Origin of the sequence: Janthinobacterium sp. TB1-E2 (assembly GCF_036885605.1) — a bacterium.
In the GTDB taxonomy this organism is placed as follows: domain Bacteria; phylum Pseudomonadota; class Gammaproteobacteria; order Burkholderiales; family Burkholderiaceae_D; genus Janthinobacterium; species Janthinobacterium aestuarii.
Genome location: NZ_CP142523.1, coordinates 6,018,058 through 6,030,603 on the forward strand (window position 1 = coordinate 6,018,058; position 12,546 = coordinate 6,030,603).

A 12,546-nucleotide genomic window follows, 5' to 3' on the forward strand; every position below is an offset into this window, starting at 1 on the left:
AAAAAAATCAGTACGGCGCATCGCCTTCGATGGTCGTGCGGTAGAGCTTGCGGCGCTGGTCGGGCGGGCAACCTGTCGCCAAATGCATCAGGGAACGGTTGTCCCAGAACACCAGGTCGTGCGGTTGCCAGCGGTGCACATACAGGTGCTCGGGGCGCACGCTATGGGCAAACAGTTCCTCGAGCAGGGCGCGGCTTTCATCGTCGGGCAAGCCGACGATGCGCGTGGTGAAATGTTCGCTGACAAACAGGGCGCGGCGTCCCGTTTCCGGATGCACGCGCACGACGGGATGGGTGACGGGTTTGACTTCATCGATCTGCGCCTGCGTCAGCGCGGGCCGCCATGGGTTGCGGCGGCGCAATTCCTCGTACTGGCTCAGGTAGCTGTGTTCGGCACGGGCGCCGCGCACGGCATGGCGCAGCGCGGCCGGCAAGCTTTCCCAGGCCAAGTGCATGTTCGCAAAGACGGTATCGCCGCCCTCGTCCGGCAACTCTTGCGCGTGCAGCATGGAGCCCAGGCTGGGCACTTCCTTGTACGACAAGTCCGAGTGCCAGAAATGGCCCGCGTCACCGAGGCCGATGGGCTGGCCGTTTTCGACGATGTTCGAGATGATCAGCACTTCCGGCTGCGTGGGTAGCTGGAACTGGCGCAGCACATGGATTTGCAGCGGGCCGAAGCGGCGGCTGAAATCGACTTGCTGCTGCGGCGTGATGCGCTGGTCGCGAAACACCAGTACGTGATGGTCGAGGTGAGCGTGATGCAGGCGCTGGAAATCGCCCTGCGACAGCGGTTGCGCCAGGTCCAGCCCCAGCACTTGCGCGCCCAGGGGCGCATCGAAAGTTTCGATCTGGAAAGGGCTGGTGGACTGCACGGGTTTCAGGACGGCCGACATGGGAGTTCGCCAAGAGTCTGGGGAAGTCCACTGTATGCCGGCCAGCCTTGCTTGCAAACGAAGCATTTACTATATGGATATGCGCGGCGCGTTGCGCCACGCTGCAACAGGCACTGTCACGCAATGGCGCAGCGGCAGGAGCGTTGCCCGGGAATGGGGCAAGCACGCAATTTGCTTACCTACCAATTCTCAACCATAGACCAGGAAATCCATGCCCACCTACGCCCTGCTGCTCGCCTTGCTGTTCCCTGCGTTCGCCCACGCGCAGGATAGCGAAGGTGAAAGCGATCTCAGCTACAAAGCCTATGTGCACAGCGACAAACGCATCAAGTGTTTGTACGGCTATGCGGCCGACAAGACGGGCGACCATGCGGCCGCCGTCGCCATCTTTGAAGATTGCATCCGGCGCTGGAACGATGTGTATTCGATGATTTGGCTGGCCCAGTTGTATGAGACGGGCATCGGCGTGACCAAGGACTTGCAACAGGCGACGGCGCTGATGCGGCGCGGCGCACATACGAATGATGACGCCGCCTATGCTCGGCTGGCGCGCTACCACTATGGCGTGGCGCTGGCCGAAGGCCGGGGTACGCCGCAAGACATTCCCCAGGCCAAAACCTGGTTGCGCCAGGCGGCGCAGGAGGGCGTGCGGGAGGCGGCCGATTACCTGAGCCGCCTGGACAATGCGGCGCCGTAGGCACGGCGCCAGCATCGATTACGCGATGGCTTCGTAGCGGGCCAGGCGCGTCGCCATGCGCGGCGCCAGCTCGTGGCCAGCCGTGACGGTCACTTCCAGGTCGTTCAGCAAGCCATCCTTCAAGCCATAGACCCAGCCGTGCACGCTGAGTTCCTGGCCGCGTTCCCACGCATCTTGCACGACGGTGGTCTGGCACACGTTCAAGACTTGTTCGACCACGTTCAGTTCGCACAGACGGTCGCCGCGCTGGCGGCTCGTCAGCACGTCGCCCAGATAGCGCTCGTGTTTCTGGCCCACGTCCTGCACGTGGCGCAGCCAGTTGTCGACCAGGCCGATGCGCGTGCCCGTCATGGCAGCATGCACGCCCTTGCAGCCGTAATGGCCGACGATGATGATATGTTTGACTTTCAGCACGTCCACGGCAAATTGCAGGACAGACAGGCAATTGAGGTCGGAATGCACGACCACATTGGCAATATTACGGTGCACAAACACGTCGCCAGGCGCCATGCCCAGCAGTTCATTCGCTGGCACGCGGCTGTCGGAACAGCCGATCCACAGGTATTCGGGCGACGTTTGCGCTTCCAGGTTCTTGAAGAAGTTCGGGTCTTTCGCCACCATCGAGTCGGCCCAGCGGCGGTTACGCTGCAGCAGTTCCGCCAGGGCCGGGCCATTTTTCTGTTCGGTCATATCGCTCCCATTGTGTACGTACGACTGAATTGGCGGCAAATCGCGCCCATAGGCCGGCGATACCGCACATTGCTCAGTCGTGATGAAAAAAACGCCGGGATGTTGAAGCATCCCGGCGCATGGTATTACGTGTGCTTATTCAAAAAAATCCTTGACCTTGTCTTTCCAGGTCTTGCTTTGCGGACTGTGCTTGGCACCGCCCTCGGTCGTCGACTTTTCAAAGTCCCGCAGCAGGTCTTTCTGTTTTTCCGTCAATTTCACGGGCGTTTCGATGGCCACGTGGCAGAACAGGTCGCCCGCGTAACCGGAGCGCACACCCTTGATGCCCTTGCCTTTCAGGCGGAAAGTCTTGCCCGACTGGGTGCCTTCCGGGATCGTGAACGACACTTTGCCGTTCAGGGTAGGCACTTCGATTTCGCCACCCAAAGCTGCCTTGGTGAACGAGATCGGCATTTCGCAATGCAGGTCGTCGCCTTCGCGCTGGAATACGGCGTGCGGCTTGATGTGGATTTCCACATACAGGTCGCCCGACGGACCGCCATTCGTGCCCGGTTCACCGTTGCCGGACGAACGGATACGCATGCCGTTGTCGATACCGACTGGAATTTTCACTTCCAGGGTCTTGTTGCGCTTGATGCGACCGGCGCCGCCGCACGGCGTGCACGGGTCGGTGATGACCTTGCCGCTGCCATGGCATTTCGGGCAGGTTTGCTGGATGCTGAAGAAACCTTGCTGCATGCGCACCTGGCCGTGGCCACCGCAGGTACCGCAGGTGGTGGGCGACGTGCCCGGCTTGGCGCCGCTGCCGTGGCAGGTATCGCACTTGTCCCAGCTCGGCACGCGGATAGTCGTGTCGAAGCCGTGAGCAGCTTGCTCCAGTGTAATTTCCAGGTTGTAGCGCAAGTCGGCGCCACGGTACACCTGCGGCCCCGCATTGCGGCTGCGTCCACCGCCACCGCCAAAGATGTCGCCGAAGATATCGCCGAAGCTGTCGGCAAAGCCGCCAGCACCGCCGCCGAAGCCGCCACCGCCGCCCATGTTCGGGTCCACGCCAGCGTGACCATAACGGTCATACGCATCGCGCTTTTCCGGATTGGTCAGCATCTCGTAGGCTTCTTTGACTTCCTTAAACTTTTCTTCCGATTCCTTGCTATCCGGATTGCGGTCCGGATGGTATTTCATCGCCAGTTTACGGTAAGACTTTTTGATCTCTTCTTCCGAAGCATTTTTTGCGACACCGAGTGTCTCGTAAAAATCACGCTTTGCCATGTTGTCGGCACCTTGCAGTCTATCTACTGATGTAAAAATTACACGAAAAAGCCGAGTCGAGTGCTGCACTGGGCAACGACTCGGCTCGGCCGGTCTTCGCGGCTAATCCCGCGATGTAGCGTTCAGCCCGGCTGCCCCCAGTTTATGGGAGCGCAAGACATTACTTGCTGTCTTTGACTTCTTTGAAGTCAGCGTCAACAACGTCGTCTTGCTTGGCGCCTGCGTCCGATGCGCCAGCAGCTTGCTGTGCACCTTCCGCGCCGCCGGCAGCTTGCTGCGCTTGCATGTCGGCATACATTTTTTCGCCCAGTTTCTGCGATGCGCTCGACAGTGCTTCCACCTTGGCGTCGATCTCAGCCTTGTCGCCCGCCTTGATGCTTGCTTCCAGGTCGGTGATGGCCGCTTCGATCTTCTCTTTCTCGCCCGCATCCAGCTTGTCGCCGTATTCGGTCAAGGATTTCCGGGTCGAGTGTACCAGAGCATCGGCCTGGTTGCGCGACTCGGCCAATTCTTTGACCTTCTTGTCTTCTTCCGCGTTCAGCTCGGCATCCTTGACCATCTTCTGGATTTCAGCCTCGGTCAAGCCGGAATTGGCCTTGATCGTGATCTTGTTTTCCTTGCCGGTGGCCTTGTCTTTCGCGCCGACATGCAAGATGCCGTTGGCGTCGATGTCGAAGGTCACTTCGATCTGTGGCGTGCCGCGCGATGCTGGCGGGATGCCTTCCAGATTGAATTCGCCCAGACCCTTGTTGCCGGCGGCGATTTCGCGCTCACCCTGGAAGACCTTGATGGTCACCGCAGGCTGGTTGTCGTCGGCCGTCGAGAACACTTGGCTGAACTTGGTCGGAATCGTCGTGTTTTTGTGGATCATCTTGGTCATCACGCCGCCCAGGGTTTCAATACCCAGGGACAGAGGAGTAACGTCCAGCAACAACAAGTCCTTGCGTTCGCCCGACAGGACCGAACCTTGGATCGCTGCGCCCACGGCGACGGCTTCGTCCGGGTTCACGTCCTTGCGTGGATCCTTGCCGAAGAATTCCTTCACTTTTTCCTGCACCTTCGGCATACGCGTCATACCGCCGACCAGGATGATGTCATCGATGTCCGACACTTTCACGCCTGCATCTTTGATAGCGATGCGGCATGGTTCCATCGTGGCCGTGATCAGCTCTTCCACCAGCGACTCCAACTTGGCGCGGGTCATCTTCAGGTTCAAGTGGACCGGCGCGCCGTTCGCCATGGCGATGTACGGCTCGTTGATTTCGGTTTGCTGCGACGACGACAATTCGATCTTCGCGCGCTCGGCCGAAGCCTTGATGCGCTGCAGAGCGATCGGATCTTTTTTCAGGTCGATGCCGTTGATCTTCTTGAACTCGTCGATGATGTAATCGATGACGCGCTGGTCGAAGTCTTCGCCGCCCAGGAAGGTGTCGCCGTTGGTCGACAGCACTTCAAATTGTTTCTCGCCATCAACATCCGCGATTTCGATGATCGACACGTCGAACGTACCGCCACCCAAGTCATACACGGCGATTTTACGGTCGCCTTTTTCGGTCTTGTCCAGGCCGAACGCCAGCGCTGCCGCGGTTGGCTCGTTGATGATGCGCTTGACGTCCAGGCCAGCGATACGGCCGGCATCCTTGGTGGCTTGGCGCTGCGAGTCGTTGAAGTACGCAGGTACGGTGATGACGGCTTCGGTGACTTCTTCACCGAGGTAGTCTTCTGCCGTTTTTTTCATCTTGCGCAGCACTTCAGCCGAAATTTGCGGCGGAGCCAGTTTTTTGTCGCGTACGCCGATCCATGCATCGCCGTTGTCGGCTTTCATGATCTGGTACGGCATCAGCGCGATGTCTTTTTGGACTTCTTTTTCGTCGAACTTGCGACCGATCAGACGCTTGACTGCGTACAGCGTGTTTTTCGGATTGGTCACGGCCTGGCGTTTCGCTGGCGCGCCGACGAGAATTTCGCCATCTTCTTGATAAGCAATAATCGACGGCGTCGTGCGTGCGCCTTCAGCGTTTTCGATTACCTTTGGTTGACCGTTTTCCATGATGGAAACGCAGGAATTCGTGGTTCCCAGATCGATACCGATAATTCTACCCATGATTTATTTCCTTTTATTTGCTAGATTTCAGATGGTTCTTATATGTGGCAAAGCGGCATGTTTTCAAGGCTTGCTTGATGCCGCCCTCTGATTATTTTGCTTGCGCGGTCGTTACAATGGCTGGACGCAGCAGGCGGTCCGCAATCATATAGCCCTTTTGCAGGACTGACACGATGGTATTGGCTTCCTGGTCCGCCGGCACCACGGCAACGGCCTGGTGTTTCATCGGATCGAGCTTTTCGCCCTGCACTGGCAATACTTCCACCAGGCGGTTGCGCTCGAACGCGGCGTTCAGTTGCTTCAAGGTCATCTCGACGCCTTCTTTCAGCGATTCGATGGTCGGTGCTTCCACCGTCAGCGCCGTTTCCAGGCTGTCTTTGACGGGCACCATGGCTTCGGCAAAGCTCTCGACTGCGAATTTATGCGCTTTAGCAACATCTTCCTGCGCGCGGCGACGGATATTTTCGCCATCAGCCTTGGCGCGCATGAAGGCATCGTGCATCTCTGCAAGACGCGCTTCGGTACTCGCCAGCTGCTCTTCCAAAGTAGGCTCTGCGGGAGTCGATGGGGCAGTCGCCGCGGCGTCCGCTTGCGGATTAGGTACAGCTTGGTTTTCCTGATCTTGCATCTGAAAAGCTCCTACAATCAATGACTTAAATGAGTTAGTCTAACTATCTTTACAACACTAACGGGCAGATGGGGCTATATCCTATTGTTTCAAGGGGTATGCGTGGCAAAACCGGAATTACATCGGTCCATGTTACAGCGTATTACAAAATGCTATCCATTTCGGCCAGCGATCCGTGCGCGCATCCCTTGATTTTCCAGGCTTCCCACGGCAAAGCGGGCATTCTACCAGCCCCGCCGCCGCCATCGCCACTGGCTGTGTTGCTATTTGGAAAGCTGCTTGGCCGCGCCAGACATGACAAAGCCGCGCAAGCGCGGCTTTTTATTGTCAAAAATTTACAATCCTTAATTCGTCGCGCCCAAGGCCAGCGCTGCCGCACGCGCCTGCTCGCCCGCTTTCTTGTCCGCTTCGCGCTGCGCCGCCGTCTTCATCGTCGGCCAGCCAATCATGTGCTGTTCCGCAATTTCCGCCATACCCGCAATCCAGGCCGGCGTTTCGTTCAGGCAAGCGATGTAGTGAAACTGCTGGCCGCCGGCTGTCTCGAAATCATGCTTCGCTTCCATGGCGATCTCTTCCAGGGTTTCCAGGCAATCGCTGGTAAAGCCCGGGCACAGCAGATCGACGCGCTTGACGCCCTGCTGGGCCAGCGCCACCAGGGTGGGCGCCGTGTACGGCTGCAGCCATTCGGCCTTGCCGAAGCGCGACTGGAAGGTCACCACATACTGCTCTTTCGTCAACTTCAACTTTTCCGCCAGCAGGCGCGCCGTTTTCAGGCATTGGCAGTGGTAGGGGTCGCCCAGCAGCAAGGTGCGCTTGGGTACGCCATGAAAACTCATCACCAGTTTTTCCGGACGGCCATGCGCTTCCCAATGATTCAGTACGGAATCGCGCAAAGCGTCGATATACGTGTCGTGCTCGTGATATTGCTTAATGAAGCGCAATTCCGGCACATTGCGCACGGTGGCGTAATGGGCAAACACGGCGTCGTAGATGGAACCCGTCGTCGTGCCCGAGTATTGGGGATAGGCCGGCAGGATGGCGATGCGCTCGCAGCCTTCGCTTTTCAGCTTGGCCAGCACTTCCGGCAAGGAAGGCGAACCGTAGCGCATGGCCATCGCCACCGTCACGCCGTCATGGCCGCGCTCGGCCAGGGCGCCGGCCAGCAACTTGGCCTGCTTTTGCGTATGCACTTTCAGGGGCGAGCCCTCGCGCGTCCAGATCGATGCATATTTCTTGGCCGACTGGCCGGAGCGGAACGGCAAGATGATCAGGTTCAAAATGAACCACCAAACCAGGCGGGGAATCTCCACCACGCGCGGGTCCGACAAGAATTGCTTCAGGTAACGCCGCACGGCTGACGAGGTCGGTGCATCGGGCGTGCCCAGGTTGACGAGCACCACGGCGCTGCGGTCGATGCTGCCATGCGTGTACGGCGGTTCTGTTTGAAATGACATGAAGGCTCTTCGAAGGCGTTGGATGGATTAGCCAGTTATTATAGTTGCATTGAGTTAATAGCGAAGTGCTGGGGTCAGACCCTCAATGCCGCTAACGTCAAGCTCAGCGCGGATACAGCCAAGGGCTGGGGTCAGACCCGGCGGGTCTGACCCCGGTCTGACCCCGGTCTGCCCCCAGCCATGAATCAAATCGCGAGCAACTCGCGTGCATGCTTGCGCGTGGTGGCCGTGATTTCCAGGCCGCCCAGCATGCGCGCCACTTCTTCCACCCTGGCCTTGGCGTCGAGCATGTCGATGCGCGAGGCCGTCTTGCCATTGTCCAGGGTGCTTTTCGCCACCTGGAAATGCTGATTCGCCTGGCTGGCCACCTGCGGCAAGTGGGTCACGCACAGCACCTGGCGTCCCTGCCCCAGGCGTTTCAATAGCCGCCCGACGACCTCGGCGACGGCGCCGCCGATGCCGCTGTCGACCTCGTCGAAGATCAGGGTCGGTGTGGTGGTGGCGTGCGAGGTGATGACGGAAATGGCCAGCGCGATGCGCGCCAGTTCGCCGCCGGACGCCACCTTGGCCAGGGAACGTGGCGCCGTGCCGGCATGGCCGGCGACGAGGAATTCCACCTGCTCAAGTCCATGGGCGGCCGGTTCGCACGGGTGCAGGGCGATTTCAAAGCTGCCGCCCGTCATGCTCAGTTCCTGCATGGCGCGCGTGACGGCTTGCCCCAGTTCCAGGGCGGCCGCGCGGCGCGTGGCGGACAGGCGCTCGGCCACGGCGCGGTACTCGGCCTCGATCTTCGCTTCCTGGCGCAGCAAGCCTTCGATGTCGGAAGCGTCGGCCAGATGCTGCAGCTTTTCCGACAGCTTCGCGTGTTCCTCGGGTAACTCTTCGGGCGTGACGCGGAATTTGCGCGCCGTACTGTGCATGGCTTCCATGCGTGCATCGAGCTGGTGCAGGCGCTCCGGGTCCAGTTCCACCCGATCCAGATAATTATTCAGTGCATACACGGATTCCTGCAATTGAATGCGCGACGATTCGATCAGGTCGACAATCGGCTGCAATTCCGCATCGACGGACACGAGCTTGCCCAACTTCTGGTTCAGGGCCGACAGTTGCGACACGATAGGATGGTCTTCCGACTCGGAAATGAGGGACAAGGCTTCCTGCGCCCCTTCCAGCAGGCTGGCCGCGTGCGACAGACGGCTGTGCTCGTTCGTGATGTCCGTCCACTCACCGGGCTTGGCGGCCAGTTTTTCCAGCTCTCCCACTTGCCATTCCAGGCGTTCACGCTCATACAGCACGTTGGCCGCATTCGTTTCGAATTCCTCGCGCTGGCGCACGAGGGCGCGCCAGCGCTTGTGCAGGGCGGCCACTTGCCGCACATCCTGTTCCGCGCCCGCTTCGCGCGCCGTCGCCTGGCCGTCGAGCAAGGCGCGCTGCGCTTCGCTTTTCAGCAAGGACTGGTGTGCGTGCTGGCCGTGGATATCGACCAGCATGTCGCCCAGTTCGCGCAACTGCGCGGCTGTGGCGGGGATGCCGTTGATGTACGCTTTCGAGCGGCCCGCGTTGTCGATCACGCGGCGCAGCAGGGCGCCGCCATCGTCGTTGGCAAATTCATGCGCCACCAGCCAGGCTTGCGCCACGTCGCTGACGGAGAAATCGGCCGTGATGTCGGCCTTGGCCGCGCCTTCGCGCACCACGCTGGCGTCGCCGCGCCCGCCCAGCGCCAGGGTCAGCGCATCGATGAGGATGGACTTGCCGGCGCCCGTCTCGCCCGTCAGCACGCTGAAGCCGGCGGAAAATTCCAGTTCAATGGTATCGACAATGACAAAATCGCGAATGGACAGTGTATGGAGCATGGCTTCTGTGGTTGGGCGGCGCACCGCGGGTTGAGGTGGAGAAAAAGTTAGCTGAGCTTGCCCTCGCCCGACGGGTACTCATTCCAGTGCAATTTTTCACGCAGGGTGTTGTAGTAGCTCCACCCTTCCGGATGCAGGAAGGTAATCGTGTGCGGCGAACGGCGGATGAGGATGCGGTCTTGCTGCACCAGGCTGGCAAAGGTCTGCATGTCGAAATTGACGCTGATATCGCGCCCGCGCACGATTTCCACGACGATCTGGCTCGAGTCGGGCAAGACGATGGGGCGGTTCGACAGCGCATGCGGGGCGATCGGCACGAGCACGATGCCGCCCAGGGTCGGATGCAGCAATGGGCCGCCGGCCGACAGCGAGTATGCGGTCGAGCCCGTCGGCGTGGAAATGATCAAACCATCGGAACGCTGGTTGTACATGAAGTGGCCATCGACCTCGACGCGCAATTCGGCCATGCCGGCGCCGGCGCCGCGCGAGACGACGACATCGTTGACAGCCATGCCCACGTGAATCGACTCGCCGTCGCGCAGCACGCTGCCTTCGAGCAAGGTGCGGCGTTCGGCCTTGAATCGGCCGCCGAGAATTTGCGCCAGCACGGGCAGCATGCGCTCGAGCGGGATGTCGGTCATGAAACCCAATCGCCCCTGATTGATACCGATCAACGGTACGTCAAATGGCGCCAGCTGGCGCGCAATGCCCAGCATGGTGCCGTCGCCGCCCATGACGATGGCGCAATCGGCGGCGGCGCCGATCTCGGCCGGCGACATGGCGCGCACGCCGGGAAACGCCAGGTTCAGGTGCGCGGCCGTCTCCGCCTCGAAGACCACCGTGTGGCCCAGCACTTGCAGGAAATCGACGATGCTTTTCACGGGTTCGGCAATGCCATCCGTATTCTGGCGCACGACCAGGGCGATGGTCTTGGCGCCCAGGTTGAAGCGCTCGCCCGGGGCTGGCAAGGTCGCTGCTGGCTGTTCGGCGCGCTGTTCGGCGTGATTATCGACGGGCATAAGAGTCTCGGTAGTGAATTCGGTGGCAAACCGCCCCAGGCTGTCGCGTCGCACGCCGGCATCGCATGATACTGTACATATGCACAGTATAGTGCGGCTGCCGTGTGCCCGCAAGGGGCGTTCTTGGTGTTGCACGCAGTGTAGCGCAGAAAAAGAATCGTCCATGCGTGCGCCAGCGCTCCCTGCATGGACAAATCCGCTTGCAGATGGCCTGCCGCGGCAGGACACTGATTTCACGTTACTTTTACTGTCAGGAGGCCATATGGTTACCCAGCATAGCGAACGCAAGATCAATACCGATGAAAAGGTCAAGAATGACGGCGTCGACCGTCTGCCGCACGAGCGCGATGAGTCGCCCGATGCGCAAAACGTGCATCCGCGCAAGATCATGCAACAGGCGGCCAGCGACCTGGAACAGGGCCTGGTCGACACGGACCGCCGCGCCCAGCCCGGCGTGGAAAAGGTCAAGCCCACCGAACCGAAACAGGCCCGTCCCGACCCGCAGCTGGAACCAAAGAAGGCACGCTGACTCCAACTGTCACGCACTGCTAGCGTTATGGAGTACGTCATGCACCGTTACGTCTGTTCCTTGCTGCTGGCCGCCGTCTGCGGCCCCACTACCGCCCATGCCCAGGCGCCCGCCATGCCCGTCGGCTTCGGCCCGCAACCCGTGCTGCCCGCGCCGGACAAGCAACTGATTCCCACCGTCAATGTGGCGCCCGTGCAGCGCTGGACGGCGGCGCAGCGCCCCGTGGTCGCGCCCGGCCTGGCCATCCATGCGTATGCGCGCGACCTCGACCATCCGCGCTGGCTGTACGTGCTGCCAAATGGCGACGTGCTGGTGGCGGAAACGAATGCGCCGCCGAAGCCCGACGACAACAAGGGCATCAAGGGCGCCATCATGCAGATGCAGATGAAAAAGGCGGGCGCCGCCACGCCCAGCGCCAACCGCATCACCTTGCTGCGCGGCGTCGATGCAAACGGCGTGGCGCAAACGCGCAGCGTGTTCCTACAAGGATTGAACTCGCCATTTGGCATGGCCCTGGTCGGCAACGAACTGTACATCGCCAATGCCGATGCGCTCATGCGTTTTCCCTACAAGGAAGGCCAGACGAGCATCACCGCGCCTGGCGTGAAGGTGGTGGATTTGCCGGGCGGCCCCATCAATCACCACTGGACCAAGAACGTCATCGCCAGTGCCGACGGCAAATTTCTCTATGTTACCGTCGGCTCGAACAGCAACGTGGGCGAGAATGGTCTGTCGGCCGAAGACGGCCGCGCCGCCATCTGGCAAGTCACGCGCGCGACGGGCAAGGCACGCGTGTATGCGACGGGTTTGCGCAACCCCGTCGGCATGGCCTGGCAGCCGCACAGCGGGGCACTGTGGACGGCCGTCAATGAACGCGACGAGCTGGGCAACGACCTGGTGCCCGACTACATGACGTCCATCAAGGACGGCGCCTTCTATGGCTGGCCCTACAGTTATTTCGGCCAGCACGTCGATGCGCGGGTCAAGCCGCCACGTCCCGAACTGGTGGCCACCGCCATCGCGCCCGACTACGCGCTGGGTGCGCACACGGCCTCGCTGGGGCTGGCGTTTTATGACGGCACCTTGCTGCCCGAACGCTACCGGGGCGGCGCCTTCATCGGCCAGCACGGCTCGTGGAACCGCAAGCCTTTCAGCGGCTATAAAGTCATCTTCGTGCCCTTCGCGAATGGCGTGCCCAGCGGGCCACCGCAGGACATCATCGCCGGTTTCCTGGACAGCAATGGCAAGGCGCAGGGGCGCCCAGTCGGCGTGGCCGTCGACAAGGCGGGGGCGGTGCTGGTGGCGGACGACGTGGGCAATGTCATCTGGCGCGTGACGCCGGCGCCGTGAGCGGCGATGCCCGGCGCGCGCATGCGCCCCCTGTGTGGCGCAACGAACGGAAGGGCAAGGG

Annotated in this window: 11 protein-coding genes; 3 read left to right on the forward strand and 8 right to left on the reverse strand. The window is 60.9% G+C overall.

The window, feature by feature from the left end; genetic code table 11:
* Window positions 1-7: 7 nt before the first annotated feature.
* The gene (locus tag OPV09_RS27110) at window positions 8-892 is read right to left on the reverse strand and encodes a TauD/TfdA family dioxygenase (protein WP_338679923.1); all 885 of its coding nucleotides are present in this window, start codon (window positions 890-892) and stop codon (window positions 8-10) included.
* 211 nt (window positions 893-1,103) lie between these two features.
* On the opposite strand from OPV09_RS27110, the gene OPV09_RS27115 reads away from it, so the two are divergent.
* Entirely contained in the window at window positions 1,104-1,589 is a 486-nt protein-coding gene (locus tag OPV09_RS27115; RefSeq protein WP_081368238.1) for a tetratricopeptide repeat protein, read from the forward strand.
* 18 nt (window positions 1,590-1,607) lie between these two features.
* Here OPV09_RS27115 and can read toward each other — a convergent pair whose 3' ends face one another.
* The 7 genes from can to OPV09_RS27150 form a co-directional block, all read right to left on the reverse strand.
* On the reverse strand, window positions 1,608-2,279 hold the full coding sequence (gene can / locus OPV09_RS27120; RefSeq protein ID WP_034788731.1) for a carbonate dehydratase: 672 nt from the start codon (window positions 2,277-2,279) through the stop codon (window positions 1,608-1,610).
* 135 nt (window positions 2,280-2,414) lie between these two features.
* A complete protein-coding gene (gene dnaJ, locus OPV09_RS27125; protein WP_034745985.1) occupies window positions 2,415-3,548 on the reverse strand; it encodes a molecular chaperone DnaJ in 1,134 nt (377 codons plus the stop codon).
* Between the two features lie 160 nt (window positions 3,549-3,708).
* On the reverse strand, window positions 3,709-5,652 hold the full coding sequence (gene dnaK, locus OPV09_RS27130) for a molecular chaperone DnaK (protein WP_034745982.1): 1,944 nt from the start codon (window positions 5,650-5,652) through the stop codon (window positions 3,709-3,711).
* A gap of 91 nt (window positions 5,653-5,743) precedes the next feature.
* The gene (gene grpE, locus OPV09_RS27135; RefSeq protein ID WP_034745977.1) at window positions 5,744-6,280 is read right to left on the reverse strand and encodes a nucleotide exchange factor GrpE; all 537 of its coding nucleotides are present in this window, start codon (window positions 6,278-6,280) and stop codon (window positions 5,744-5,746) included.
* Between the two features lie 344 nt (window positions 6,281-6,624).
* The gene (gene hemH, locus OPV09_RS27140) at window positions 6,625-7,734 is read right to left on the reverse strand and encodes a ferrochelatase (protein ID WP_338679924.1); all 1,110 of its coding nucleotides are present in this window, start codon (window positions 7,732-7,734) and stop codon (window positions 6,625-6,627) included.
* 185 nt (window positions 7,735-7,919) lie between these two features.
* Window positions 7,920-9,587 carry a DNA repair protein RecN gene (gene recN / locus OPV09_RS27145; RefSeq protein WP_338679925.1) on the reverse strand — a complete coding sequence of 556 codons (1,668 nt, stop codon included), beginning with the start codon at window positions 9,585-9,587 and terminating at the stop codon, window positions 7,920-7,922.
* Window positions 9,588-9,634: 47 nt separating this feature from the next.
* Window positions 9,635-10,606, reverse strand: a complete 972-nt coding sequence (locus tag OPV09_RS27150) for an NAD kinase (RefSeq protein WP_235194145.1) — start codon at window positions 10,604-10,606, stop codon at window positions 9,635-9,637.
* Between the two features lie 262 nt (window positions 10,607-10,868).
* Between OPV09_RS27150 and OPV09_RS27155 the strand changes: the two genes are divergently transcribed.
* Window positions 10,869-11,135 carry a hypothetical protein gene (locus OPV09_RS27155; protein WP_070300998.1) on the forward strand — a complete coding sequence of 89 codons (267 nt, stop codon included), beginning with the start codon at window positions 10,869-10,871 and terminating at the stop codon, window positions 11,133-11,135.
* A gap of 39 nt (window positions 11,136-11,174) precedes the next feature.
* The gene (locus OPV09_RS27160) at window positions 11,175-12,485 is read left to right on the forward strand and encodes a sorbosone dehydrogenase family protein (protein WP_338679926.1); all 1,311 of its coding nucleotides are present in this window, start codon (window positions 11,175-11,177) and stop codon (window positions 12,483-12,485) included.
* Window positions 12,486-12,546: the final 61 nt, after the last annotated feature.

What these genes read in the sequence shown, in the direction of transcription:
- OPV09_RS27110 (WP_338679923.1), bottom strand. Translation starts at nt 892, where the DNA reads ATGTCGGCCGTCCTGAAACCCGTGCAGTCCACCAGCCCTTTCCAGATC.
- OPV09_RS27115 (WP_081368238.1), top strand. Translation starts at nt 1,104, where the DNA reads ATGCCCACCTACGCCCTGCTGCTCGCCTTGCTGTTCCCTGCGTTCGCC.
- can (WP_034788731.1), bottom strand. Translation starts at nt 2,279, where the DNA reads ATGACCGAACAGAAAAATGGCCCGGCCCTGGCGGAACTGCTGCAGCGT.
- dnaJ (WP_034745985.1), bottom strand. Translation starts at nt 3,548, where the DNA reads ATGGCAAAGCGTGATTTTTACGAGACACTCGGTGTCGCAAAAAATGCT.
- dnaK (WP_034745982.1), bottom strand. Translation starts at nt 5,652, where the DNA reads ATGGGTAGAATTATCGGTATCGATCTGGGAACCACGAATTCCTGCGTT.
- grpE (WP_034745977.1), bottom strand. Translation starts at nt 6,280, where the DNA reads ATGCAAGATCAGGAAAACCAAGCTGTACCTAATCCGCAAGCGGACGCC.
- hemH (WP_338679924.1), bottom strand. Translation starts at nt 7,734, where the DNA reads ATGTCATTTCAAACAGAACCGCCGTACACGCATGGCAGCATCGACCGC.
- recN (WP_338679925.1), bottom strand. Translation starts at nt 9,587, where the DNA reads ATGCTCCATACACTGTCCATTCGCGATTTTGTCATTGTCGATACCATT.
- OPV09_RS27150 (WP_235194145.1), bottom strand. Translation starts at nt 10,606, where the DNA reads ATGCCCGTCGATAATCACGCCGAACAGCGCGCCGAACAGCCAGCAGCG.
- OPV09_RS27155 (WP_070300998.1), top strand. Translation starts at nt 10,869, where the DNA reads ATGGTTACCCAGCATAGCGAACGCAAGATCAATACCGATGAAAAGGTC.
- OPV09_RS27160 (WP_338679926.1), top strand. Translation starts at nt 11,175, where the DNA reads ATGCACCGTTACGTCTGTTCCTTGCTGCTGGCCGCCGTCTGCGGCCCC.